This window comes from Kitasatospora sp. MAA19 (assembly GCF_029894125.1).
Lineage (GTDB): Bacteria > Actinomycetota > Actinomycetes > Streptomycetales > Streptomycetaceae > Kitasatospora.
This window is the reverse complement of record NZ_JARXYZ010000032.1, coordinates 12,775-36,587: the sequence shown is the minus strand read 5'-3', so window position 1 is coordinate 36,587 and position 23,813 is coordinate 12,775. Positions and strand designations below refer to the sequence as shown.

Annotated in this window: 19 protein-coding genes; 8 read left to right on the top strand and 11 right to left on the bottom strand. The window is 70.4% G+C overall.

The genetic code is table 11. From position 1 onward, the window contains the following. Nucleotides 1-49 precede the first annotated feature (49 nt). The 7 genes from P3T27_RS32885 to P3T27_RS32855 form a co-directional block, all read right to left on the bottom strand. A complete protein-coding gene (locus tag P3T27_RS32885) occupies nt 50-2,131 on the bottom strand; it encodes a hypothetical protein (RefSeq protein WP_280684920.1) in 2,082 nt (693 codons plus the stop codon). A gap of 46 nt (nt 2,132-2,177) precedes the next feature. Next, nucleotides 2,178-2,489: a hypothetical protein gene (locus P3T27_RS32880; protein ID WP_280684919.1), complete on the bottom strand. Its 312-nt coding sequence runs from the start codon at nt 2,487-2,489 to the stop codon at nt 2,178-2,180. Between the two features lie 63 nt (nt 2,490-2,552). Then, nucleotides 2,553-2,999, bottom strand: a complete 447-nt coding sequence (locus P3T27_RS32875) for a hypothetical protein (protein ID WP_280684918.1) — start codon at nt 2,997-2,999, stop codon at nt 2,553-2,555. An 86-nt stretch (nt 3,000-3,085) separates the two neighbouring features. Continuing rightward, on the bottom strand, nt 3,086-3,580 hold the full coding sequence (locus tag P3T27_RS32870) for an ATP-binding protein (protein ID WP_280684917.1): 495 nt from the start codon (nt 3,578-3,580) through the stop codon (nt 3,086-3,088). 328 nt (nt 3,581-3,908) lie between these two features. Next, entirely contained in the window at nt 3,909-4,310 is a 402-nt protein-coding gene (locus tag P3T27_RS32865; RefSeq protein WP_280684916.1) for a hypothetical protein, read from the bottom strand. Between the two features lie 167 nt (nt 4,311-4,477). Then, on the bottom strand, nt 4,478-5,080 hold the full coding sequence (locus P3T27_RS32860) for a hypothetical protein (RefSeq protein WP_280684915.1): 603 nt from the start codon (nt 5,078-5,080) through the stop codon (nt 4,478-4,480). Between the two features lie 122 nt (nt 5,081-5,202). Continuing rightward, a complete protein-coding gene (locus P3T27_RS32855; RefSeq protein ID WP_280684914.1) occupies nt 5,203-5,808 on the bottom strand; it encodes a hypothetical protein in 606 nt (201 codons plus the stop codon). Nucleotides 5,809-6,154: 346 nt separating this feature from the next. On the opposite strand from P3T27_RS32855, the gene P3T27_RS32850 reads away from it, so the two are divergent. The 4 genes from P3T27_RS32850 to P3T27_RS32835 all read left to right on the top strand — a co-directional run bounded on the left by P3T27_RS32850 (nt 6,155) and on the right by P3T27_RS32835 (nt 13,433). Continuing rightward, the gene (locus tag P3T27_RS32850; RefSeq protein ID WP_280684913.1) at nt 6,155-6,511 is read left to right on the top strand and encodes a GntR family transcriptional regulator; all 357 of its coding nucleotides are present in this window, start codon (nt 6,155-6,157) and stop codon (nt 6,509-6,511) included. A 389-nt stretch (nt 6,512-6,900) separates the two neighbouring features. Continuing rightward, the gene (locus P3T27_RS32845; protein ID WP_280684912.1) at nt 6,901-10,311 is read left to right on the top strand and encodes an NB-ARC domain-containing protein; all 3,411 of its coding nucleotides are present in this window, start codon (nt 6,901-6,903) and stop codon (nt 10,309-10,311) included. A gap of 6 nt (nt 10,312-10,317) precedes the next feature. Next, nucleotides 10,318-11,472, top strand: a complete 1,155-nt coding sequence (locus tag P3T27_RS32840) for a damage-control phosphatase ARMT1 family protein (RefSeq protein WP_280684911.1) — start codon at nt 10,318-10,320, stop codon at nt 11,470-11,472. 476 nt (nt 11,473-11,948) lie between these two features. Continuing rightward, nucleotides 11,949-13,433, top strand: a complete 1,485-nt coding sequence (locus tag P3T27_RS32835; RefSeq protein WP_280684910.1) for a hypothetical protein — start codon at nt 11,949-11,951, stop codon at nt 13,431-13,433. Nucleotides 13,434-13,698: 265 nt separating this feature from the next. On the opposite strand, the gene P3T27_RS32830 is transcribed toward P3T27_RS32835, so the two are convergent. After that, a complete protein-coding gene (locus P3T27_RS32830; protein ID WP_280684980.1) occupies nt 13,699-14,292 on the bottom strand; it encodes a histone deacetylase in 594 nt (197 codons plus the stop codon). A 336-nt stretch (nt 14,293-14,628) separates the two neighbouring features. Here P3T27_RS32830 and P3T27_RS32825 point away from each other — a divergent pair, with 336 nt between their 5' ends. Further along, entirely contained in the window at nt 14,629-16,191 is a 1,563-nt protein-coding gene (locus P3T27_RS32825) for an ISL3 family transposase (RefSeq protein ID WP_348534170.1), read from the top strand. A gap of 636 nt (nt 16,192-16,827) precedes the next feature. On the opposite strand, the gene P3T27_RS32820 is transcribed toward P3T27_RS32825, so the two are convergent. Then, nucleotides 16,828-17,424: a TetR family transcriptional regulator gene (locus P3T27_RS32820; protein WP_280684909.1), complete on the bottom strand. Its 597-nt coding sequence runs from the start codon at nt 17,422-17,424 to the stop codon at nt 16,828-16,830. Between the two features lie 65 nt (nt 17,425-17,489). Between P3T27_RS32820 and P3T27_RS32815 the strand changes: the two genes are divergently transcribed. Both P3T27_RS32815 and P3T27_RS32810 read left to right on the top strand, forming a co-directional pair. Further along, complete coding sequence (locus P3T27_RS32815) at nt 17,490-18,377, top strand: NAD(P)H-binding protein (RefSeq protein ID WP_280684908.1); 888 nt, start codon at nt 17,490-17,492, stop codon at nt 18,375-18,377. Between the two features lie 500 nt (nt 18,378-18,877). Further along, complete coding sequence (locus P3T27_RS32810; protein WP_280684907.1) at nt 18,878-20,563, top strand: competence protein CoiA family protein; 1,686 nt, start codon at nt 18,878-18,880, stop codon at nt 20,561-20,563. A gap of 148 nt (nt 20,564-20,711) precedes the next feature. Here the strand turns inward: P3T27_RS32810 and P3T27_RS32805 are convergent, their stop codons facing one another. Together P3T27_RS32805 and P3T27_RS32800 are read right to left on the bottom strand one after the other, a co-directional pair. Continuing rightward, a complete protein-coding gene (locus tag P3T27_RS32805) occupies nt 20,712-21,614 on the bottom strand; it encodes a hypothetical protein (RefSeq protein ID WP_280684906.1) in 903 nt (300 codons plus the stop codon). A 387-nt stretch (nt 21,615-22,001) separates the two neighbouring features. Further along, nucleotides 22,002-23,060 carry a hypothetical protein gene (locus P3T27_RS32800; RefSeq protein ID WP_280684905.1) on the bottom strand — a complete coding sequence of 353 codons (1,059 nt, stop codon included), beginning with the start codon at nt 23,058-23,060 and terminating at the stop codon, nt 22,002-22,004. A gap of 358 nt (nt 23,061-23,418) precedes the next feature. On the opposite strand from P3T27_RS32800, the gene P3T27_RS32795 reads away from it, so the two are divergent. Continuing rightward, nucleotides 23,419-23,730, top strand: a complete 312-nt coding sequence (locus P3T27_RS32795) for a hypothetical protein (RefSeq protein WP_280684904.1) — start codon at nt 23,419-23,421, stop codon at nt 23,728-23,730. Nucleotides 23,731-23,813 lie beyond the last annotated feature (83 nt).

The following is a 23,813-nucleotide window of genomic DNA, read 5'->3' as shown; positions in this document are numbered from 1 at the left end:
ACGAGCCGCCACCGTGCGACCTGTCGGGGCGTCGGCGGGCGGGCCGGTCTCAGCCGGTCTTGCGGTAGCGGCCCCGCGCGGTCTCAAGGCGACGGGCGGCCGTCGCCCGGCTCTTGCCGGTGACCTCCTCGGCGTCGTCCAGTGAGACCAGGCCCGCGCCGCCCCGGCGGTGCATGAGACTGAGCAGTGCGGTGATCTCGCCCTCGATCTCGGCGTCCTGGGAGGAGGAGCGGCGCTTGGTCTCACCGCCGCGCTTGGCGAGCGCCGCGCCGGGCTTGGTCTCACCGTCGGTCTCACGCTCTGACCTGCCGGTCTCACGCTCGCCGCTGCCGGTCTCAACCAGTCGCATCGGCCGGGCGGTCTCACGCGGGCCGGTCTCACCGGGCCCGGCCTCGATCTCACGGTGGTCTCGCGGACCGTCCGGGTCGGTGCCCGCCTCGGGTGAGAGTGCGGCAAGGTCGTCGCTGAGATCGGCGTACACGCCGTCGCCGGTCTCACCGTCGTCCTCGGCGGTCTCACTCTCATCGGGGCCGGGCTCGACCGGGGCGTGGTCGCTCTCACCCTCGGCGGTGATGTGGTGCAGGCGCCACATCACCCACGGCGCGATGGCCGCCACCGTCACAATCAGCCACCACAGCGGCTGGCCCTTGTGCGGCCCGTCGGTGTGCACTCCGACCAGGCCGGCGGCCGCCAGGTGGTAGACGGCGTTCGCGGCGACCATCAGGAGGATCGCGCCGGGCACGTCCTTGTGCCGGCGGAAGGCCTGCACGACGTACACGTCGATCGACAGCGGCAGCGCCCAGGCGACCTGCCAGGGCCAGCCTGACATACGGGCGAGCGCGAACTCACCGGACGCGGTGAGGACGATCGTCGCGGCCAGCGCGACGCGCGGTCCCCAGGTGTCGACGAACTTCTTGCGGACCCGGGTCTTGGCGACCAACGCCTCGGCCTGCTCGGCCTCCTGACGGATCGCCTCCAGCCGGGCCTGCGCGTCGGCCTGCTGGCGGGCCCCGGCGCCGAGCACCTCGCGCACCCGGTCCTCCGCGTCGCCGACCAGCCTCCGGGCCTTCTCCTCGGCGCCGGCCAGGTGCTCGTCCGCGTCGGTCTCGGCCTTGCGGATCACCCCGGACGCCGTCGCCTCGGCCCGCGCCTTCACCTCGGCGACCGCCTCCTCGGCCTGGCCCTGCGCGGCGGCCAGCACCTCGGCGGCCTCCTTCTCCCGCTCCTCGGCCTGCGCCTCGGCCCCGGCCAGCAGCTCGCCCGCCTCCTCCCGCGCGCGGTCCAACATCTGCGCCGCCTCCTCCTCCGCCGCGTCGACCGCTGCCCGGGCCTGCCCGCGCAGCCGCTGCGCGTCCGTCTCCGCCTCGGTGCGCGCCTTCGCCGCCGACTCCCGACGGGCCTCGGCGTCCTGCTCGGCGGCCTCGACCAGGTCGGCCGCGCGCTGCTTGGCCTCGGCGACCAGGTGCTCGGCGTGCTCGGCGACCTGCTCGGCCTCCGCCCGCGCCTGCGCCGTGACCCGCTCGGCGTCGGCGATGATCTGCCGCGCCCGCTCGCGGGCCGCGTCGACGATCCGCGTGCCCTCGACCTCCGCCTCCGCCTGGAGCTTCTCGGCGGCCTGGCGGCGGCGGGCCACCGTCTGCTCGGCCGCGGCAAGGTCGCCGTCGGCGATGGCGCGGGCCCGGGCGACCGTGTCCTCGGCGGCCGCGATCTGCTGCTCGGTCAGCGACCGGAGCCGGGCGACGTGCTGCTCGGCCGCGGTGCGCTGCCCGATCGCCTCGGCCAGCTCCTCGCGGGCGGCCGTCAGCCGGCCGTCGAGGTCGGCGGCCGTCGCCTTCGCCTGCTGCTCGGCCTGGGACAGCACGGTGCCGGCCTCGGTGCGGACCTGCTCGGCGTGCTCCTCGGCGTCGGCCAGCTTCCGGCGGGCGTCGGCGAGCAGCTGGTCCGCGTCGTCCTGCGCGGTGGTGCGCAACTGGTCGGCCTCGGTTCGGGCGCTCTCCAGCAGGGCGTCGGCGGCGGCCTGGTCGACGACCGGCTCGCGGGGGACCGGGACGGTGTCCGTCGAGGTCGGCTTGGTAGTGGTGGGCTTGGTCGGCGCCGGGCGGCGGGCGGGAGTGCGGGTGCGGGCAGCCACAGCGGGCTCCTCCTCTATATAGGGGTGCGCGGGGAACGCGGTCGGATCAGGGGCGGCGCAGCCAGGCGAGGCGGTCGGCGGTGCCGTCGGCGTCCAGGACCAGCCGGACGTAGCGGGCGACCTCCTCGCCACGGGCGCAGCAGCCGCGCCAGGTGAGGGCGGCGGCGAGGGTGCCGGTGCGGAAGGCTTCGACGGCCTCCTGGTCGCCGCTGGCGATCCGGGCCTTGATGGCGCGGGTGAGCTCGCGGTGGCTTTGGAACTCGGTGACGGTGTCGGTGATCGCGGTGTGCAGGCGCTCGAACATCGGGGCTTCTCCTCTCGGGTCCTTGCCGGTGCCGGCGGGCGGTGCGTCGGGCACCGTCGAACACCCCCGCAGCCAGCGGTCTGGGGCGGGGGCGAACGACAGCAACCGCTGCGGGGGTCAGGCGGTGTGGGCGAGCTGCTGGAACGCGGCGGTGCTCACCGGGTGGGCGATCTCGTCCAGGACGTGCTGCCAGGCCGGGCTGGCGGCCTCGCGCCGCGCCCACGGGTCCGGGTCGTGGGTCAGCTGCCAGGCCGCCCAGGCCCGGGCGAAGCTCTCGTCCTCGGGCTGCGCAATGACCTGGTCACGCTCGTGGTCCCAGGCAGTGCAGTGCCGGCGGATCCGGTCCTCGCCGACGGTGCGCACGGTGATCTGCCAGGTCGGCCAGCCCTCGCGCGGGCCCGGGTCGATCGCCAGGACCTCGTAGGGGGTGTCGGTGGAGTAGGCGGAGCGGTAGATGCCGCCGACGCGGCGCGGGCCGATCACGCGGGCGATCCAGCGGCGGGTGCTGTCCGCCTCGTAGTACGCGCGGCGGGCGGGGGACGAGGTGCGGGCGCGGTGCTTCATGACGGCCTCCAAGCCGGGATGCGCGGGCGCCCGCTGCGCCCCGGGCCGAGGTCCAGGGCGCAGCGGGCGCGGGGGAGAGGGTCGGGTCAGCCGACTGCGAGGATGCGGCAGCGGATCGCCTTGCCGATCGGTGAGGGCTTGACGGTCCAGCCGGGGGCGAGGATGTCGAGGAGGAGCAGGCCGCGGCCGGACTCCGCCTCGTCGTCGTCCGGGGCGAGGTTGGTGCGGCGCGGGGCGATGTCGGCGAGCGGGTCGTGGACGGTGACGACCGCGTCGGTCCCCCGGGAGCGGTGGACCTCCACGACCAGCGGGACGTGGGGGCCGCAGGCCCGGATCGCGTTGCCGAGCAGCTCGGACAGGACCAGCTGTGCGGCCTCGGCGGTCTCCAGGTCGACGCCGTGGGCGACCAGGACGGTGAGGGCCAGCGCGCGCACGGTCTGCACGGTGTCCTGGTCGGCCGTCAGGTGGGCGGTGATCCCGCCGAGCCGGGGCGCCAGGTAGAAGCCGGGGCGCGGCGCGGGGAGAATCGGTTCCTGCGTGGTCAGGCCGGGCGCGGTGCCGGTGCCGAAGGTGGTGGTCATCGCTTGCCGCCCTTCGGCCGGGTGGTGGGCTGCGGGGGTACGGGCGTTCCGCCAGCGAAGCTCATCGCCGGCCTCCGCCCTGGCGGACCCGGCGCAGCGCCTCGTCCATGTCCGGGTCGCTGTCCCCCGCGGCGGCGGTCAGCATCAGGCGTGCCATCATGGTGTTCAGCAAGGTCGTTGCCTCCAACTAGGCGACGGACTCGAAGGCTCCGGGAGGGCAATCCCGGGGCCTTCGGCATTTCAAGGGCGGCTCCTGCCGTCCCCCCGCCGTCTCCGCACCAGCTCGGGGGCGGAGGCGACGGGCAGCGTCGCAGAAGTGGCACGCTGGTCAGGCGGCGAGCCCGGCGACCGCGACGCTCGTGACTACGGGGCGAAGGGGCCGGGGCCGGGCGGGGACGGTGTCGACCTGGTCGGCGTAGGTCTCCAGGTCGGTGGAGTCGACGCGGCGGCGGGCGCGGGGGAGTCCCGTCGGCCACTGCCTGACTCGGGCGGCGCGGACGCGGCGGACGGCGCTGTCGAGCAGGTCGAGGAGGCCGTCGAGGCCGCGGCGGCCGTCGGGGTAGTGGCCGGCGGCGACGGCCTCCCACACGTCCTGGGTGATGTCCTCGTCCAGGCTGGTGGCGTCCGGGCCGATCTCGGCGAGGCACTCGGTCGCGGCGGCGAGGAGCCTGCAGGAGTAGCGGGTGTAGAGGTCGAGGAGGGTGTCCTCGTGGGAGATGATGGGGGTCACGGTCGTGGTTCCTTCCGGAAGATGGTGGTGCGACCGACTACGGCCCCGGGGGCGCAATCCCCGGGGCCGTCCTGCTGCTCATGTGCTGCGTACGAGCAGCCACGGCCGCCGCCCACCCGAAGGTCCGGGTCGGCGGCGGCCGTGGCGGTTCGTGCGGGTGTTGGTGGTCAGGCGGGGCGACGCCCGGGCCGGGTTTCCTCCGGCTCGGGAGCGGCGCCGAGGTACTGCCCGATGAGGAACCCCAGGACGACGGCCGCGCACTCGTGCCACGACGGCCGGCCCCGCCCCGACGGGACGCGGGCCACGCCCTGCTCCGCGCCGTCGCCGGTACGGGCCAGGTAGGCGACCAGGTGGATACGCATCAGGCCGCTGCACGCTGCGGGCAGCAGCGCTCGGCGGTGTGGCGGCGCAGGCGGGGAAGCGGCCGGTGGCCGACACCCGTCCGCCGCGGCAACTGCGAGCTCGGCGATGTCGACCGGGTCGGCGGCCATGTCGAGCCGGCCCGCAGCGGTCACCGGCGGCTGGTCCCGGAGGCCGGCCACCAGGATGGTGGCGTGGGCGTCCAGGGCGTCGAGGAGCCCGGTGAAGGAGAGGCCGTCGGAGGCCGCGGCCTCGGCGGCGTGCAGCCACAGCTCACCGCACAGGTCATCCGCGAGATCGCTCGCGGTGTCCGGGCCGGCACCGTGCAACAGCTCCTGCACGAGGTCGCGCATGCCGGTCGAGTACCGGGTGAAGGCCTCGGCGAGCGGCGTGGTCGGGGTGTCGGACATCGGTCTCCTCGAGGGTGGTCTCGTCGAGCGGGCTGCTGTACGGAGGCAAGGCGACGGCCGCCGCCCACCCCGCAGGTCGGGGGTCGGCGGCGGCCGTGATGGTTCGTGCAGCTGGCGACTGGTCAGGCGGCGAGGCGACCCTTCCGCTTCCGGTGCTTCCGGGGCGGCTCGGTGGCCACGCCATCGGGCAGGGGCAGTGAGAAGAGGGGGCCCCGCGCGCCGTACAGCGGCTGCACCCGCAGGGCGTCCGTGACGAGCACGCCGACGCGGACGGCCTCCCAGCCCTTGGCGCGCTTCCTCGCGGCCGGCCTGGCGGACTCGGTGGGCTCGGCCGGACGGCCCTGCGCGATGTGGAGCACCGCCCGGGGCGCCGGGGCCTTGACCTTGCGCAGGACCTTGGTGGGCCGGCGGGCCGCAGTCTCGGTGCTGCCCTCCTCGATGTCCCGCGCCCAGCGCGCCACCAGGACGTCGATCTCGACGATCCGGCGGGCGGAGGGGCAGCGGGTGTCCCGCTGGCCGGCTTCCAGCTCGGCGCCGGACAGGTCGGTGGAGTAGTGGTCGCGGATAGTGAGCGTCTTGTCGCCCATGATCCGCTGCCAGGTCTGGCAGTCGGGGCAGACCACGGTGTTCACCTCGTCCGGGCGCAAGTTGTAGTGGCTGGGAAGCAGGGTCGAGAGCTGCAGCGGGGGGAGGAAGCTGCGGCGCTTGGTGCGGGTGCGAGCGGGCATCGGGGCCTCCTGGCGGGAGAAGGGGGAGTCCGGGCGGAGCGGAGGTGCTGCTCTCTCTGCCCGCCAGGCCCGACCCGATCGGTCGGAGTCCTGGCGGACAGGCAGCGCAGCAAGCTGCTCAGGTCTTTCGGTATTGCTATGTAGGCGTCCGACGTGGGGGAGCTACGGGCTCGACCCCTGTCACCGAGGTGACTTTTCGCCACCGCCCGAAGGCGGGTGACAACCGCTGGTTTGCTCCGGCGTTGTCAGCGCCGGCCTTGCTCAATCAAGGTAGCCACCATTGGCAACCATGTCAACATACATGGCATGGCTATCTATGGCGGGCCGCCGGATGTACGATGCACCCATGAGTAGCGACCCGAGCCGGCAGCAGGTGCCGTATCAACAGCTGGTGCAGGCCGTCCTTGCGCAGATCCGCCGCGGAGAACTCCGCCCTGGCGACAAGCTCCCCAGCACCAGCCAGCTGGCCGCCGAGCACGGCCTGGCAACCGGGACAGTGCAGCGAGCCCTGGCCGAGCTGCGCTCCCGCGGCGCCGTTTACTCCCAGGCAGGGCGCGGCAGTTTCGTGAGCTCCCCGGAGGCCAGGGCATCGACTGTTCCGACGGTGGAGGATCTGGCGCGCGAGCTTGCCGCGCTTCGCGAGCGCGTCGAGGAGCTGGAACATGCTCAGCGGGCCGGGCTTCGAACTTCCCCAGGTTCGTAAGAGTCATCTACTCACCTCCAGCTGGCCGTTGCGAGAGCGGAGTGGGGAGGTCCAGCTCCGATATCCAGAAGCGTGCCTGGACTTCCCGGTGCTGTGGCTGGTGCGGTGCTGCGGCGGCGCTGCGGACTGGGTGAGCGCCAGTGAAGATCTAATTCGTGATCCACACCGCCCTGCCGGCCAGGCGTGGCGGTGGCGCTGCGGGTCTGCTGCGGGGTAGGCCCGCGACCGCGATTTGGGCACAACCCGTTGTTAGCGTCAGAGAGTCGGTCGAGGGGGTCTCGGTGGGCACAGTGCAGCGCTGGACTGGAAGGGAATCGCGCGCATTGCGGGAATCCAAGCGCCTATCGGTGCGGGGGTTCGCGGCCTACCTGGGAGTCGGAAGCCGAACAGTGTCTGACTGGGAGTCGCCTTCCAACCCGAAGGCGATCAGCAAGGTCCTCCAGGAGGCGCTGGACTCATCCTTGGAGCGATGCAGCCCGGCAGAGCAGGCGCGGTTCTGGGAAGCGATCGGCGAGAAGCCGGGAGCTCCCGTGGCGCTACTGGGCAGCTTCCTCCCTATTCCGAACGTGGAGCCCAGTCTGGTGCGCAGGAACACTGACTTTGATGGCCTCATCTCCGTTCTGGAGGAGGCACGCAACGCCGAGGGAATCGCGACGGTCGCCGTCGTAGGTCCCGGAGGATTCGGCAAGACGACCATCGCGACGCAGCTGGTTAACAATGAGCGGATCCAGGAGCTCTATCCGGAGATCCTGTGGGTGGAGACCGGTGAGGACTGCACCCCGGCCCGAGTCGTGGAGCTCGTCTCCGACGTCTGCGTCCACCTCAGCGGCTCCCGACCTGCCCTGACGGATCCGGAGCAGGCCGGCTTCCATCTCGCGCGACTGTTGCAGGACCGGCGTGCACTGCTGGTCATCGACAACGTGTGGTCCGCCGCAGACCTCTCCCCATTTCTCCTGGGCGGCGAGGAGTGCGTGCGGCTAGTCACGACGCGGAACGTGCGGGTGTGTCCGTCGACCGCACAGGTCGTACGGCTCGGGCCGATGACGGCGGCCGAGATCAGCGAGATACTGACCCGCAACGTCGCCTCGTTGGAGCGCTCGGATGCCGAACAACTGGCCGGGCTGCTCGGCGGCTGGCCGCTGCTGGCACAGATCGTCGGTTCGACCGTCGGCCAGGATGTGGCGTCCGGCGCGTCGTCGGGTCACGTCATTGCCGAGGCATCGGAGACGATCCGCGACTACGGACCGCAGGCGTTCGATGTCCTCGACGCCGACCAGCGACGCAGCGCGATCGGCCAGGCGATCGCGTCCAGTCTCGACGGCTTGGAGGAGAGCGTCATCCTCAACGGCGCGTCGGACTTGCGGGCGCGGTATCTGTCGCTGGCGGTGTTCCCGCCGGCGACGGCGGTCCCTGTCCGCGTGCTGACGCATTGGTGGAAGACAGCATTCTCCTGGTCGCCGCACGCCACCAGGCAGTTCTGCCGTGTCCTCGCAGACCGGTCGCTGGTGAGCAGCTACCGGGCGGACACGGAGACCATCACGCTCCACGACGTGTTCCGGTCGTACCTGCGGCACCTGGTCGCGGACGAATGGGAGCAACTACACGCCTCCCTGCTGGACACGTTCCGCGAGTCGACCGGAGGCCGGTGGGAGGAGTTGGGGACGGAGCAGGGCTACCTGTGGCGTCATCTGCCCTACCACCTGCGTGAGGCCGGGCTGGAGGACCAGCTCGTCGCGCTGCTGTCGTCGCCCTCGTACATGGTGCGGAAGGTCGCGCTGGTGGGGGAGCAGGCGCTGGTTGCTGACACAGCGATCCTCGACGTTCTGCCGGCGGGGCGGCGCTCGGCCGCGTGGACGGCGGCGCGGGTGATGGCGGGCTCCGGGTATCTGCTGACTGGACTGGTGGAGCCAGCCGACGTGGCTGCGACCTTGTCGGTCGCGCTGCACCGCTCGCCCTCTCCGGTGGCGCCGGAGGCGCTCGCTGAGGCCGCATCGCTTGGCGCGACGTTCACCGCCGGGTGGCTGCGCCGTGGTGCGGCGGTCCAGTCGAAGGATTCCGGCCACGTGGGCGCGGTCGTCAGTGTCTCCACGGAGGCGAGGATCGTTGCCTCGGGTGGAGAAGACGGCGCGGTTCGGCTGTGGGACCTCGGCAGCCGTCGGCTGCTGCGTACGTTCCACGCGCACACCGGCTGGGTGTTCGCCACCGCGTTGTCTCCGGACGGGGCCATCGTCGCCTCGGCCGGGGACGACGGTCTGATCCGCCTGTGGCGCACCGACTCCGGGGCGCCGGTGGGCGTGCTGGCTGGGCACTCCCGGCGGATCCGATCCCTCGCGTTCACGGCCGACCGGCAGCTGCTGGTCTCGGGGGCCGAGGACGGTGCCGTGTGCGTGTGGGACGCCGAACGGCTGCTGCTGGTCCGCCGAATGCAGACCACCGGCACTCCGGTCTGGTCGGTCGCGGTGAGCAGCGGGAGCGAGCCGGTAGTCGCGGTTGCCGGTGAGGACGAGTTCGTCCGGCTCTTCGACCTGGTCACTGGGCGGCTGCTGGATGAGAAGGCGCAGCATCGGGACTGGGTGCGGTCGGTGGCTTTCGCGGCGGATTCGGGTTTGCTGGCTTCAGGCTCCGGTGACCGCTCAGTCGTGGTGTGGACGACGAAGGCCGGTACTCTCACCGCGGTCCGACGCACGAACCTGCCCGATCGGGTGCGTTCCGTCGTCGCTGCCCCGGACGGCGGTCTCGTGCTCACCGCGACCGAAAAGCCGACGATCCACGCGTTGACCGTGGACGGCGAGGCTGGGAAGACCGCGTTGCCGCCCGGTGTCGACTGGGTCCGATCGCTCGCCCGCGGCAGCGACGGCACGGTCGTTGCCGGCTGTGAGGACGGCTCGGTGCGGCTATGGCTGGCCAATGGTGGCGAGCTTCAGACGCTGGCTGCCGGATCGAACACGACCTGGTCGACTACGTTCTCGAGTACCGGCGCGGTCGGGCTGATCGGTGACGGAGCGGGGCAGGTCGACCTGGTCGACGCCACCGACTCAACCCCGCTGCGCAGGCTCCCGGCCGGACACGGCCGGGTCTGGTCCCTCGCGTCAGGCGCAGACCTGGTGGCGGCCGCGTGCGGCGACGGCGCGGTGCGCGCCTGGTCTCTGACGGACGAGGCATGGGAGCTGACCCTCAACCAGGACACCCACCGCACCTGGGCGGTGGCCATGGCGCGCACCGTGCCCAGGCTGGCGGCGAGCACTGGTGACGGACACATCCGCTGCTGGGACCTGCCGGACGGCAACCTCCTGTGGTCACAGGATGTCCACGCCGGCCGGCTGCGCTCAATCGCGTTCAGCGGCGACGGCCAGGTTCTCGCAGCCTGCGGTGGCGATGGATCCGTTCGCGTGTGGAGGGCCGCCGACGGCGAGTTCGTCTCCAGGTTCACCTGCCCGACCGGCTGGGCCCGCGCCGTCGCACTCGACGACCAAGGCGCCCGAGCCGCCGTCGGAGCGGGCACGGGCGACATCGCTGTCCGAGACCTGACCGGTGACCGGTTCACCGCTCAGCTCAGCGGGCATTCCGGCCGCATCCTGGTGATCGCATTCACCGCCAAACCGGACCAGCTCGTCTCCGCTGCCGCCGACGGCACCATCCGACTCTGGTCGCTCGCCGAGCAGCGGCAGCTCGCCGAGGTCCGCGTCGACGGCAGCCTCAACTGCGCCGCCTACGACCCTGTCCACGGTCGCATCCTCGTCGGCAGTGCCGCCGGGGTGGTCGCCCTGGACCTCAGTCTGAACCCGCTCCGAGAGGGATAACAGCTCATGACCCCCCAGGCCCCGGTGATCATTTCGAGTGAGTCGCCGTTCGCCGGCGACGTGTTCGCCAAGCGGCATCCCGCGCTAATCGAGCGGCTCGTCGGGGCCTGGCCCTTCGGCCCGGAGCAGCGCCAAGCGCTGTCCGAGCTCGCGGAGGAGAACGTCAGCGGTGTGATCCTGCCTTTGCCTGAGAGCGCCGTCGACGCTGAGCGTTGGCGTGAGTGGGGGAGCGGTTTCTACGGCCGTCCGTGGGCGGAGGTGCCGTTCCTGTGGGCGGAGTCGTATTTCTACCGGCGTCTGCTCGAGGCCGTCGGCTTCTTCGGGACCGGGCCGTGGCGGGGTGTCGATCTCTTCGCGCCGTTCAAGCGGGCCGAGCTTGCGGGCGAGGCGGTGTCGGCCGAGATCGCCGCGCTCGACGATGTCGTCGGCCTGGCCGACGACGAGCGAGGCCAGGCGCTTCTGCGGGCGAGCTTGTGGGGCAACCGCGCCGATCTGGCGCTCCAGATCACGACGGGCCGTGGCATCGAGGCCTCCGGCCTGGTGGCCGACGACAGCGGGGTCCTGTGGGAGCTTCTCCGGTCCCAGCCCGGCGGCACCGTGGCCCTGGTCGCGGACAACGCAGGCAGCGAGACGATCGCAGACCTGGCCCTCGTCGACCATCTCCTGGCGGGCGGACTCGCCGGCGAGGTGGTGCTGCACGTGAAGCCGACGCCGTACTACGTCTCCGACGCCACCCTCGCCGACGTCGCGGACTGCCTGCGCGCGCTGCTGCGCAGTAAGGGCGAGGCCCGGGCCGTCGGTGAGCGGCTGCGCGAAGCCGCGGCGGCCGGCCAGCTCCGCGTGCACACCAACGAGTTCTGGTGTGAGCCCTTCGACTTCACGGCCATGCCGCAGACTCTGAAGGAGGAACTCGGATCGGCCACCATCACGGTCTTCAAGGGCGACCTGAACTACCGCAGGCTCGTCGGCGACCGCTGGTGGGACCCGACGCTCCCCTTCACCGAGGTAACGCGCTACTTCCCCGGCCGCGTCGCGGCGCTGCGCACGCTCAAGTCCGATGTCGTCGTGGGGCTGAGCGTCGAGCGTCTGGATGAGCTGGAGCAGTCCGGAGCTGAATGGCAGACGTCTGGTACGCACGCTCTGATTCAGATGCTCCCATGATTCGTCGCGAGGACGGCATCGACCCTCGTTGGGGACGCCCTGGGGCTGCTTCGGGCATCGGTTGTCTGCGAAGGAGGGGGGCTCGATGAAGCTGCCTACCTGACGATCAGTGAGGCGTAGACACGCTCTGAAACCGTTCGTGCCAGCTCCCTACAGAGCTAGGCTCGCCTGGTGCCCGTCTCGGGCATCTACAAGTCCAGAAACGCGAAAGCGGCCCCGGTATCCGCCAAGAAACTGGGCCGCTATCGCATTCAGAACTGCGTCGTCACGACGGTACCAGCCATACCCGCCCACCGGCGAGAGACACCCGTCACTCGCCTTGGTTGGCCGAACCCTGCTAACCGCCACGTGACGGCGCTCCACCGAGAGGTAGCGCCTCCCCTTGCCCAGCTACATCACGCAGCGCGGCAGCTGTGTCACTCCGGCTCACCGCCCGGGCTGCTCCTGCCGACCCATGCTGCCCCGGCGGTGACGCGATGAGTTCCAGCTTCATCGCGGATCCGTCTGAGCTCGACGAGGATCTCGAGGTCGCCCTCGGCCGGCGTGCCCCATTCAGCCAGGTCGGCGACTGGGTGCTCCTGTCCGGCGCCGACAACGACGCTCGCACGCTCTACTGGGGGATGGTCGCGCACGTCAACGTCAGCAGGGACGACAACGAGGTCTGGCCGGGCCTGGTATCCCTCGCCCGCATCCTCCAGCTGAAGAAGCCGGACAGCGTCAGCAAGTACATGCTGCAGCTGGAGGTGCTCGGCGCTGTCGAGGTCATCCGTTCCACGTCCGGTCTGGTCAGCCGCAACCGGTACATCGTCCACCAGACACCGCCCCGCGGGTACCGCGGCCCACAGTCGATGGCCGCCTGGTACGGGATGAACCGCGCGCCGAAGGGCGAGACGCAGGAACAGAAGAAGCAGCGCGAGGCCGAGTTCGACGCATGGCTTGCCGCGGTCCGGACCGCTCTCAAGGTGCACTGCGACAAAGTCGCTGATCAGCGCGCTGCGGCGAAGAAGGCGAAGCTTCCGGTACCGCCTGTGGACAACTTCCGTATGCCCGAGCTGGCCGACTTCCGTACCCCTGCGCCGGGGGGTACGGGCTCACCTGCAGAAACGCGAGAGAACCCAGCAATTCCGGTACCCCCCGGCGCGGGGGTACGTACCCCCGCGCCGGGGGGCGTCGTACCCCCGCGCCGGGGGGTGGAACAAGACGAAGTAGAAAAAGACGAAACTGATGCGCCTCCGGCGCGAGCCGGTGGTGACGCCCGTAGGGCATCTACAGGTAGTACTGCGCGCGCGATGCGAAGCGGCTGCGCCGCGTCCGACAAGACCAGCAGCTCGGCGAAGTCACGAAGCGGCGGCGTCCGCATGACCCGGGAGCAGGCCGCGAAGGTGCGCACTGTGGTGGCCGCCCTTCCGGCTGAGCTGACCACCCTGCCGGCCAAGCCGTTGCCGAGCCGTGTTCCCGCGAACCCGATGGGCGACCTGATCCGTGATCAGCTCAAGCACCGCACGGTTGAGCAGCTGGTGGCACGAATCGAGCGACGGTGGGTCAGCCGGGGGTACCTAGCGAAGCTGTGCGGCCTGGACCCGATCGAGACGGCGAAGACGGGCGTCGGGCTGGCAGTGGAGTTGATCAAACCGTCGCCGGACTGCCCAGACCTGTCATGCGAGGACGGACTGGTCATCGGTTCAAGTCTGCCCTGCAAGGCGTGTACGGAGCGGAGGGTGGACCGCCGCTTCGGGAAGAAGCCGATTCCGCCACAGGCCTCCGAGAACCAGCCGATGGGGAAGTGGTGGTGCACGACGGACGGGTGCGGCTACAACTCCTACGGCACTGCGCCCACCGACGGCCTCTGTCACGACTGCCGCAGCGAGCTGGAGCTCGATCCAGCGGATGTGGATCCTCAGGAGCTTGCTGAGGCAGCTGCGGCGTTCGAGGAGCTCTTCCGTTCACAGGCTGGGCGGTAGCGACGTCAAGAGCGGCCATGAAGGTCTCGCTCGGCAACACCGGTACGTCCGTGTTGCCAAGCGAAACCGCCTTCACCGAAGCGTCGCCGCCCAGGCCCACCAGGACGAGACCGCCGCCAGCAGCCAGGCCATCGCCGAACGCCGCGCCCGCGCCGACAAAGCGGCCCGGATGGGGTGGACCTGGTCGCGGCCGCCGTACATCACCCCGGGCCGCGCCCGGCACCGCGGGCGCTCCACAGCAGTCCGTCCGGCCCGGCCTGGGCGCTCACGGCAGGGCCGATGCGGGGCGCAGGGCGTCCAGCACCGCGTCGGCGCTCCAGTGGCCGGCGGCGCCGGGCCGATCAGCAAGATAGGCCGCGGCCTGCTCCAGACTCCAGCCATGGGCCTCGGCCAGGCCGGTGGCGAAGTTGGCGAGGTAGGCGGCGCAGGGCACGTTGAGTTCGGCGTCGGCGAGCGCCCAGGGGGCGGTGAAGGTGAACACCGGGACGCCCTCGATCGTGCCCGGGCACACCAGGGTCTCGTAGCGTCCTGGGCCGAGGTGGTCGCTGCCGGCGGCCAGGGCGCGGGTGAGGTCGAGGTCGGTGCCGGGGTGCCGGTGCATCTCCTGGGCGGCGATGTCGGCGAACTGCTCGGTGGTGACGAGGTAGGCGCGGGCGGGCATCTCGCCGTCGGCGGCCGGGTCGTAGAAGCCCATGCCGCCGGTCCACACCGCGGATTCCAGGGCGAAGTACAGCGCGCCGGGCAGCAGCACCGGCAGAGTCCGCTCGGGCAGCCGGCGGTCGCGGCAGCCCGGGTAGGTGCGGGCGCCGCCGGGCGGGCGGCCGCCGGCGATGTAGTAGGCGAGCCGGTCGGCGTGCATGTTCGACCCGTACGCCGCGTACCACACCTCCTTGCCGCAGGGCAGCGCGCCCGATAGTGGCTCTGCACGGCGGGCCCGCAGCGCGGAACGGTCGTCGACCGGTCGAATTTCACTCATGTTGCAGAAGGTAGCGGCGATCTGACGCACTGTCGGTCGAATCCGGCCGACAGGACCCGCCTCGCCGCAGGGCCAGGGGTGGCGGGGGAACCGGTGACTCAGCACAGGGCGGCCTGCTCGAAGTCGGGCAGGTCGACTGTCAGTGGCCAGTTCAGATTGGCTCTGGCGCGAGTTCCGTGAAAGCCGCCCGTGGATCTTGAAAGTTGTCGATCATGATGGGTGTCTGTCGCTGATCTTCTGGCCGCCTTGTTCCCCCAGTTCGCGCTGCTGAGCGTGGACTTGATCAGGCCGGTTGGCCGGTCGGTACGGGTGCACGCCCGGGGTCGGGCACCGGAGGCAGAGTGTCCGAGCTGCGGTAGCTGGTCAGGACGTGTCCACAGCGGGTACGAGCGGCAGGTCAGCGACACAGCGGTCTCCGGCCAGGAGCTCGTGCTGCACCTGCGGGTCCGCCGGTTCTTCTGCGACACCGCCGACTGCGGGAAGCGGACCTTCGCCGAGCAGATCCCCGGCCTGACGTTCCGTTATGGGCGGCGCACAGTGCCGCTGCGGAAAGTTCGCGAGGCCGTCGCCCTTGCCCTCGGTGGCCGGGCCGGGGCCCGCCTGGCCGAGCACCTGTCAGCAGGGATCGGCCGGGACGCCCTGATACGCCTGATCCGCGCGCTGCCGGACCCGGCCATCGGGCGGGTCCGGGTGCTCGGTGTCGACGACTTCTCCCTGTGTAAGGGCCATCGCTACGGCACCGTCCTGATCGACATCGAGGGCCGCCGTCCCGTCGATGTCCTGCCTGAGCGGTCCGCCGACGCCCTGGCCCACTGGCTCGCCGAACACCCCGGTGTCGAGGTGATCTGCCGTGACCGTGCCGCCTACTATGCCGAGGGTGCGAGCCGCGGCGCCGGCACGGCGACGCAGGTCGCGGACAGGTACCACCTCTGGGCGAACCTCGGCGTTGCCACCGAGCGGCTGGTCGCCCGTCTGCGCTCGCGGTGGGTCCCGCCCGCGCCGGACAAGAAGAAGGTGGAACTGCCGGAAGGACCGCGGGCCCTACGCACCCGCGAGCGCCACGCCGCCGTCCACGCGCTGGTGGACAGGGGCATGGGGCACAGCCAGATCGTCGCCGAGCTGCAGCTGGACCCCAAGACGGTGCGGAAGTTCATGCGCGCCGCCACCGCGGACGAGCTGATTGGCGCGGGACCCTCGGGCGGCCGGCAGACCAGCCTGGAAGGCCACGCCGCCTACCTGATCGCCCGGTTCAACGAGGGCTGCCACAGCGCACTACGGCTCCACCGCGAACTCGCCGAACGCGGCCTGTCCGTCAGCGAGCGCACGATACGACGCTTCGTGCACCGGCTGCGCGAGAACGCCAAGCCGACCGCCCGCCCGCCGGTCCCGAAAGTCCGCGAGGTGACCGGACTGATCCTCACCAACCCCGATCACCGATCCGAGGCCCAGCAAGTCCTCCTGAAGGAACTACGCATCCGTTGTGGCGAGTTGGACGACGCGTGCGACCTCGTCGCCCGGTTCGCGTCGATCCTCGTGAACCGGCGCGGCCAGGAGGAACTCGAACAGTGGACCGCAGACGCCGAGGCGAGCGCCCTGCCCGAGCTGCGAGGCTTCGCCACCGGCTTGCGCAAGGACTGGGACGCCGTCGTGGCCGGCCTCACGCTCCGCTGGAACTCCGGCCCGGTCGAGGGTCACGTCAACCGGATCAAGATGCTCAAGAGGCAGATGTTCGGACGCGCCAAGCTGGACCTCCTGCGCAAACGCGTACTCCTTGCGGCCTGAAGATCACCTTGTCCTGGAGCTACACCAGAGCAGCGGGGCAAGCGCAGAGCCCGCTCACGGCGCGTAGGGCGGCTGTGTGGAGGTTCTTCACCTCCGTGAGGGGGACGCGGGCTACCGCAATGGCGACACGGCTGGGATCCGCGGGGGTTCTCGCGGTGACATCAAGTTCTGCCTGCTCCGCTTCTGTCGCACGAACCAGGACTGAGAAGACGTAAGCGCCTTCGTCCGTGGTGTACGCATCGGCCCACAGCTCGATCAGTGCACCGCTCTGCAACGTCACGTGCTAGGTGAGGGGCGCTCCAGCAGCAAACTCCATGGTCGGGAGGCTAGCGGACACCCACGTGCAGCAAGCACTCGCCCACCGGGAGCAAGACGGCAACGATAGCCCGGACCTGCTGGCAGCCGCTCAAGATCGGCTTCCGGAAGACAGCCACGGGCAGCGTTCACGGAACTCGCGCCAGAGCCTTCAGATTCCCCACCGGCGGCCACCTGACGGGGAGCTATCTGGCCGCGCCTCCGTCACCTTCCGTGCCCACTTGATCGGGGCCATCATCGGACGGAAGCGGCCTGGCCGGGCCCGCGGCAAACGCGCGCACCGAGGGCCGCAGGGCGTCTTTCCATCGGGCGCGTCGCCTGTCACCGCAGTTGGTTGAATGCCTGGTCGGCGTCGGCTACGGCCTCGGGGTGGACGTCGCTGGCGGTTCGACCGTCGGCGATCTTCTGCCAGTTGGTTCGGGCGAGCACCCGTTGGACCGCAAGTACCTGGGCGGCTCGCAGGCGTGCCTGGATGCCTTCGCCGAGGGCGTCCGCCAGTGCCTCTTCGTCCTCGAGCTGGTAGCGCGTGAGCCGTCCCGCCAGGCTCGGTGTGGTGAACACCAGCCGATGGAACGCCACCACCTCGGGATGGTCGTTGAGGCCGGTGACGGGGTCGTAGCGGTCGAGGGCGGCCCGGAAGTGCCAGTGCAGCGCCGTCAGCGGCTTGATGCCGGACCCGCGGTCACGTACGACGCGTGCCGCCTCGCCCTGGTGGTCCGCGAACCGGTGCAGTACCAGGTCTTCCTTGGTGGGGAAGTACCGGAAGAGGGTCGGCTTGGAGATTTCGGCGGCCACGGCGATGTCGTTGACCGAGACGCGGTCGAAGCCGTGCTCCAGGAACAGTGATACGGCCGCGTCGGCGATGGCGTCGCGCGTCCGCTCCTTCTTGCGGGCTCGCAGTCCCGTCGGCTCGCTCATTTGGCCACCGTAACATTCACATGACCAAGTTGCTTTTTTAACCGAGTAACGTTTCCATGGGCGGCATGAGTCAGACAGACATTCCTCCCGTCCTCGTGACCGGGGCGACGGGCCGGGTCGGCCGCGTCGTCCTCGACCAACTCCTCGACGCGGGCGTGCCGGTCCGCGCCCTCACCCATCGCCCCGAGGCAGCGGCGATGCTGCCGGCGAAGGTCGAGGTCTTCACCGGCGACCTCACCGTGCCCGAGTCGCTCGACCCGGCGTTGAACGGCGCCGGTGCGGTCTTCCTCGTCTGGACCGCACCGCCTCAGACCGCCGCGGCAGTCGTGGAGCGGCTGGCAGCCCACGTGCGGCGGGTCGTCTTCCTCTCCTCCCCGCACCAGACGCCGCACCCCTTCTTCCAGCAGCCAAACCCCATGGCGGTGCTGCACGCCGACATCGAGCGGCTCATCGCGGCCACCGGACTCGAGTCGACGATCATCCGGCCGGGAATGCTCGCGTCGAACTCGCTGGCCTGGTGGGCGCCCGCGATCCGGGAGGGCGAGCTCGTCCGGTGGCCCTACGGCGCTGCCGAGACGGCACCGGTCGACGACCGCGACGTCGCAGCCGTCGCGGCACGGACCCTCTACCAGAACGAATACATCGGAGGTGATTACGTCCTCACGGGCCCCGAATCGCTGACCCACGCCGCGCAGGTGGGCGTCATCGGTGACGCCCTGGGGCGACAGATCGCATTCGAGGAGATGACGCCGGACGAGTTCCGGAGCCTGTCGGAGGGTACGGCGCCCAGCTCTGTCGTCGACATGCTGCTCGCCGCGTGGAGCGCGGCGGTCGGACAGCCCGCGTACATCACCACCGCGGTGGCCGACATCCTCGGGACGGCGCCGCGAACGTTTCGCCAGTGGGCCACCGACCACGCCACCGCGTTCACGGAGGGTTCTGAGAGTTCGTGACCTCGTCGACCCGACCTGCGCCCCCGGCCGCAACCCAGTCCGAGGCCACTCCGGCCTCCGCCTCCGGGACCTGCCGGGCTCGTGGGCACGGGAGGCTCGTACCGACAGGAGGCGCAGTCAGCCGCCCTGCGTCCCCTCAGCGGCCCGGCAACGCGCACACCTGCTTGCCCGCCAGTTCGTCCACCCCGGTCCTCGTCGTCTGCTTCAGGAGCAGGCCAAGCAGGAAGAAGCACAAACGAGCAATCACCCCGAGCCACGCAGCAGAGCCCTGGCTGTGGCGCCACGGTCTGTGACAGAGCTTCCCGGCGTGCCACTCGAACTGGCCGTCGGCGGGGACCGGTGACCGACCAACCCGACCGCCCGTACCGACCCGGCCGCCGACACCGGCGACCGCATCAGCGTGATTTATACCTGGCCGCGGACTACCCGGGGACGGCTTGTGTCGTCAGTCTGTTCTGGTGAACTGCGGGGCGGTGAACGCGTACAGACTTGGGGGGCGGATGGCTTTCACGGCACGGCACTCGCAGTGGGGCCGGCTCGACGCGACCATGGCGGACCTGGGCTGTGGGCGCGCCTGGAGCCTGGTCCACCGGACCAGGCCACGAACGCCGTTGGTCTGCCTGGAGTGCGGGCACGGCCTGCATGCGAAGGTCTCACCGAGAGGCCTGCGCTTCTTCGCCCACGACCCCCAGGCGCCAGAATGCGTCCTGGCCGGTGAGTCGCTCGAACACCACCTGCTGAAGCTCCAGCTCGTCACACTGGTCCGAGAAGCCGGCTGGTACGGCGAACTCGAGGTACGGGCTGACGACGGCTCCTGGCGGGCAGACGTGATGGCTATCTCCCCCGACGGCTCGAAGCGCTTCGCCTGGGAAGCACAGCTCTCCCCGATCACCATCGAGCTGGTCCGTGAGCGAACGGATAATCTTCACCGCGACGGCGTCCGCGTCTGCTGGGTCGCCCCCACCGTCCGGCCGTGGCTCGGGTGGGTGCCCTCCATCCACGTGGCCACACCGTCGTGGGAGTCGGACCAGTGGGATGTCACCTCGGGGATTGCCCGGTTGGACACCAGGCCGCAACCGGAAGGCCGGGAGGGACCGCCGGTCCGGTGGTGGGCACCCGTCAGTGGTGTCTCCCTGCGTGACTTCGTGGCTTGGGTCCTCGGCGAGCGCGTAGTCGAACACCGATTGGTCGAGGGTGTCTTCAACCTTCCTCACGCGACGGGCGGGCACTGGCGTGCGTTCTGGACAACGCAGCAGAACATGGCCCGGGGAAATGAGCTAGAGGAGGCCGACAGGGAATACGCCGAGCAAGAGGCGAGACGAAACCGCCTGCTTCATGAGCAGATGACGGCGAGCGTGAACGAGGCTCTCGAAAGGGAGAAAGCCGAAGCCGCCGAAGCAGCAAGGCGAGAAACCCGGAAGGCGTACGGAAACTCGCACTCCGAGATCGCTGAGACGCGGAAAGAAGCACTTCGGCAAGCGCTCGACCTGTGGGCGGCGACCGAGGGCATACCAGCCCTGCAACTGGTCTTCGGGGCAGGCGGCGGCGCCCTGTACTGGGCCGGCGGAAGCGCCGTCCTCCTTGACGGACGCCCCTACGGAACCCTCATGCCCGCCATCAGCCTCCTGGGCGACCTGCCCGCAGACAAGAGCATGGTGCTCTTCGCCACCTCCCGCACGGAGGAGCGCGACCTCGCGCGATTCGCTCCTCCAGGCACCAAGGTGGTCAGACTGGCCGGACGAGGTGTCCTGGCCGTCGACGGCTTTGCCGACAGGCTGATATCGGGAGAATTCGTGACACTCGAGATGGAACAGAGGCAACGAGACGCCTTCGGTCACAAGCGGAACCATCACTCCCGAGATGGACTTCTTGGGTCCGCCGCAATCTCACTGCGCCAATTCCGAAGGGCCGGAGCGTCGGACTTCGATTCCCTTCTTCGATTTTGCCGAGAAATGGGAGAGCTTGTTGCCGATGGATTCCTTGATCAGGAAGCGACGTGCAGCATGATCGTCCATGTGGCATTGGGAATAGGATGGAAAGAGAGATCTGCTGACGGATCCCAAGATCTAGCAGAGTTCGTGCGGCATGATGTTGCCACGACGATAAGGTGGAAGGTGGAAGAAGCGGAGCGTAAGAAGAATGCGTTGAATCGACAGGGCAGCGTAGGAGGCGCTCATCAGGGTTGAGACGCCCACCACTCCGCTCTCACCACCGCCTGACCAGCTCGTGCCCGCTTGCGGCCTGTCACCCGCTCCGTCATCTGGCGGGCCTCTGCCACGGCGGGCCGCCGTGCTCGGCCGACTGTGTCGGGCGCGCGCTCGCGGGACAGAACAGCTAGGGCTGTGGGAAGGCGTTCGGGTCGACGTCGTTGGTCTTGGCGTTGCCGTCGGTCGTCTGCTGGAGAGTGATCGTCCAGGAGGTCGTGGTCCGGCCGGTCTCGAACGCGAAAGTGTCCTCGAACTTGCTGTACTCGCAGTCCAGGGTGAAGCCCTTGGCCTCGGTGTCCCAATCGGAGCCGTAGGCGACGTACACCTCGTACGTCCCGTCCTCCACACTCTCGATGCCGGCCTTCTGCCCCTTGGCGACGAACACCGAGTGCACGGCCTTGCCGTTCAGTGCGAGCGAGACCACCGCGTCTGTTGTGCCGCTGTTGTCGACCTCGAACGCGCCCTGCCCGTGCGTTTTCCCACCGCGGACCATGGTGCCGTTCTGCAGCGAGCGGATCTGTTGCTTGGGCAGCTGCGGAACGGAGAGGCTCGCCGAGTAGCCGGCCGCCGCCAGTTTGGTAAGGGCCTTCGACGCGTCCGCCAGACCGCCGGAGGCGCCGAGTTCGGCCTTGGCGGAGCTCAGCGCGCAGACTCTGTGCCGCTCCATGTGGCTGCGGAGCGTCGCGACGTCATCGGCCAGTGAGGTGAGGGCGAAAACCATCTGGTTCTTCGCCGTCGCCGCCCCCGCGTCGGCCGGATCGTCAGCCCAGCCCAGCTTCTGACCGCCCAGGCCCGCAGCGCTGCCGAGCAGGACGAGCGCGGTGTCGAACTCGGTGAGGTTCTTGGCCTCGGAAGCCTTGCCGAGCGCCGCGTTGACGGAGTCGACCGCGTCGGTGAGGGCCGGGCGGTGCGGCGGCTTACCGGACGTCGTACCGCCGCCCCCACCTGCTGTACAGGCTGCCAACACGATCGCTACGCCGACGGCCAGACCGGCCTTCCCCACGAACCGCCCGGACACCACGGACTTCATAACCCCACACCCCGGTCTGTGCGCACCCGCGCACTCGCGCGGCGACACATAGTCCCGAGCACGAACGATCTCGTCAACCCAATACCCAACGGTCACCCGGAAGGGGCGTTCCCGGGCCCGCGGCAGTGAACAGCGGAGCTGGCCTGCCGCCCCTACGACCAGGCCCGCACGCTGCTCTGCCGCGGGGAGGACCACGGTCGATTCGGCGACAGCGCGGGACGTAGCTCCGACCGCTTCGCCCCGGGGACGACGCATCGGGTGGCTACCGCGCTGAGTACGCGGGCTGGCCGCACCACCCGGGTGTCGAGGCCGCCATCACCCGCCAGACCCAGCATCTCCTCGACCACCGCGAACCCGAGAGCGCCTTCGTCCCCAACCCAGCCCGGATCAGCGGTGCTCGCCACCCACCGTCTTCACACTGAGGTCGTCCAGCACGATGCGGGGCTGGACGAACTGCTGGTCGTCACCGGCAGGCCGCGTGGCGTTGACCACCTCGGCGATCCGCTCGTAGCAGGTGACCGCCAGCGCCCAGCTCTCCACCTCCTGCCCGGTACCCGCGTACACGGTGCCGCGCAGGGCATTGAGCAGCGCGATCACGCTACGCCCGGACAGGATGTTGTCGCCCTGGTCGTCCTGACCGGCACCGCGAGGCTGAGGGACGGTCTTCTGCTGGTCGAAGTGCTCAGCACCCTCGACCCGCTGCTGGAGGAACTCCCAGGTGTGGGGGTTACAGGAGACAGCGACGGTGTTGACGGCCGCGGCCTTGAGGAGCGTGGCCACGTGGGCGGGCCACGCCAGAACAGCGGGGATCAGATCGGCGACGCCCCCAGCGTCGACGGACGCGACCGGGACGGCCTGTTCGACGGCCTGCTGCTCCGGGACCGTCACGGTCACCGGGGCGGGGGCGAGGCGGCCGAGCAACTCGATGAGCTGGTGGGCCTGTTCGGCGGTGATGCCGGCCTCCGGGCTGCTGCTCTCCTCGGCAGGGGCGGTCTCGGGCACGACGGTCTCCTTCACGAAGAGGTGGGTGGGCTCCGGCTCCGGGGTCTCAGCGCCGGTGGGTTCCGGCGTGCCGACCTGGGGGACGGTCGGCAGGACTTCGGCAGGCGGGTCGGCATCCGCCGCCGGCCTGACGGGATCCGTCACCGCCTCGGTACCGGTCTGGGCGGTGCTGGTGCTGGCTTCCACCGCCTGGAGCTGGAGGCGGTGCAGCTCGTCGCGCGTCTCGGTGAGCTGGCGCTGCAGCTTCCGGTTGTCCCGGTGCGCCAGCTCCGTCTCCTGCCGCTCCCTGGTGAGCTCGTTGATGAGCGCGTCGCGGTGGTCGCGCAGGCCGTCGGTGACAGCCGTCAGCAGTTCGGTGCGCAGAGTCTCGCCGGTGGTACGCAGCTCAGTGAAGCCGCTGCCGACTTCGGTCCGTAGAAGATCGACTTGGCGGGCGGTGCCCATCAACTGCCCTCCCCTGTGGGTGCGGCACGTGGCCGTGCCGGGACAAGGATGGCGGCGCAGTGCGGGAGCAGGGCGGTGATCGCCCACGGCCGACCCGATCACGACCATCACTGTCCGGAATCACATCGTCACATCGACCGGGAGGGCTACGGCTGTTCGAGCCGCGGCCCACGATCCCCGTGACACCAAAAACACCGGCCTCGGCCGCCCATAGGCAGCCGGGGCTTCTTCCTGAATCCACGCCCGCACCCGGCCGCCACCCGGCCCGACGAACAGCCCGTCCACCCGCCCGCCTCACTCAGGGCCCGCCTCCCCACGGGGGCGGGCCCTTCCGCATGCCCGGACTAAGGAGAACGCAATGCCGACACTGCACTCCACCGCCACCGCCGCCGCCCGCACCCCGCGCTGCCTGGAACGTCGACGGGCCGGTTCGGCAAAGCTGGGCTGGGTCCGCCGCGCCCTCGACCCACGCCACCCCGGCCTGCGCACCCACCGCCACCACGCCCTCCCCGGACACTCCGGCCAACGGGTCTGGGACTCCTACGTTGAAACCGGCGCCGACGCCTGGCGGATCTACTGGATCTGGGGCCCGACCGACGGCGGCCGCCAGGAGCGCAAGGGCCAGGAAGACCCGGTGGTCACTGTGCTGCTGATCGGCCCGCACTTGTAGTAGCCACGTTGCCAGGTCGCTTCCCAGACCGACCTGTCCGTGGAGGCCAGGCCGGTCCGGCCATCAGCGTACGGGCGGTTCAG

Excerpts from the sequence above, each read along its gene's own strand:
- P3T27_RS32875 (WP_280684918.1), bottom strand. The coding sequence starts at position 2,999 with ATGAAGCACCGCGCCCGCACCTCGTCCCCCGCCCGCCGCGCGTACTAC.
- P3T27_RS32870 (WP_280684917.1), bottom strand. The coding sequence starts at position 3,580 with ATGACCACCACCTTCGGCACCGGCACCGCGCCCGGCCTGACCACGCAG.
- P3T27_RS32860 (WP_280684915.1), bottom strand. The coding sequence starts at position 5,080 with ATGTCCGACACCCCGACCACGCCGCTCGCCGAGGCCTTCACCCGGTAC.
- P3T27_RS32855 (WP_280684914.1), bottom strand. The coding sequence starts at position 5,808 with ATGCCCGCTCGCACCCGCACCAAGCGCCGCAGCTTCCTCCCCCCGCTG.
- P3T27_RS32850 (WP_280684913.1), top strand. The coding sequence starts at position 6,155 with ATGAGTAGCGACCCGAGCCGGCAGCAGGTGCCGTATCAACAGCTGGTG.
- P3T27_RS32840 (WP_280684911.1), top strand. The coding sequence starts at position 10,318 with ATGACCCCCCAGGCCCCGGTGATCATTTCGAGTGAGTCGCCGTTCGCC.
- P3T27_RS32835 (WP_280684910.1), top strand. The coding sequence starts at position 11,949 with ATGAGTTCCAGCTTCATCGCGGATCCGTCTGAGCTCGACGAGGATCTC.
- P3T27_RS32830 (WP_280684980.1), bottom strand. The coding sequence starts at position 14,292 with ATGCACGCCGACCGGCTCGCCTACTACATCGCCGGCGGCCGCCCGCCC.
- P3T27_RS32820 (WP_280684909.1), bottom strand. The coding sequence starts at position 17,424 with ATGAGCGAGCCGACGGGACTGCGAGCCCGCAAGAAGGAGCGGACGCGC.
- P3T27_RS32815 (WP_280684908.1), top strand. The coding sequence starts at position 17,490 with ATGAGTCAGACAGACATTCCTCCCGTCCTCGTGACCGGGGCGACGGGC.
- P3T27_RS32810 (WP_280684907.1), top strand. The coding sequence starts at position 18,878 with ATGGCTTTCACGGCACGGCACTCGCAGTGGGGCCGGCTCGACGCGACC.
- P3T27_RS32805 (WP_280684906.1), bottom strand. The coding sequence starts at position 21,614 with ATGAAGTCCGTGGTGTCCGGGCGGTTCGTGGGGAAGGCCGGTCTGGCC.
- P3T27_RS32800 (WP_280684905.1), bottom strand. The coding sequence starts at position 23,060 with ATGGGCACCGCCCGCCAAGTCGATCTTCTACGGACCGAAGTCGGCAGC.
- P3T27_RS32795 (WP_280684904.1), top strand. The coding sequence starts at position 23,419 with ATGCCGACACTGCACTCCACCGCCACCGCCGCCGCCCGCACCCCGCGC.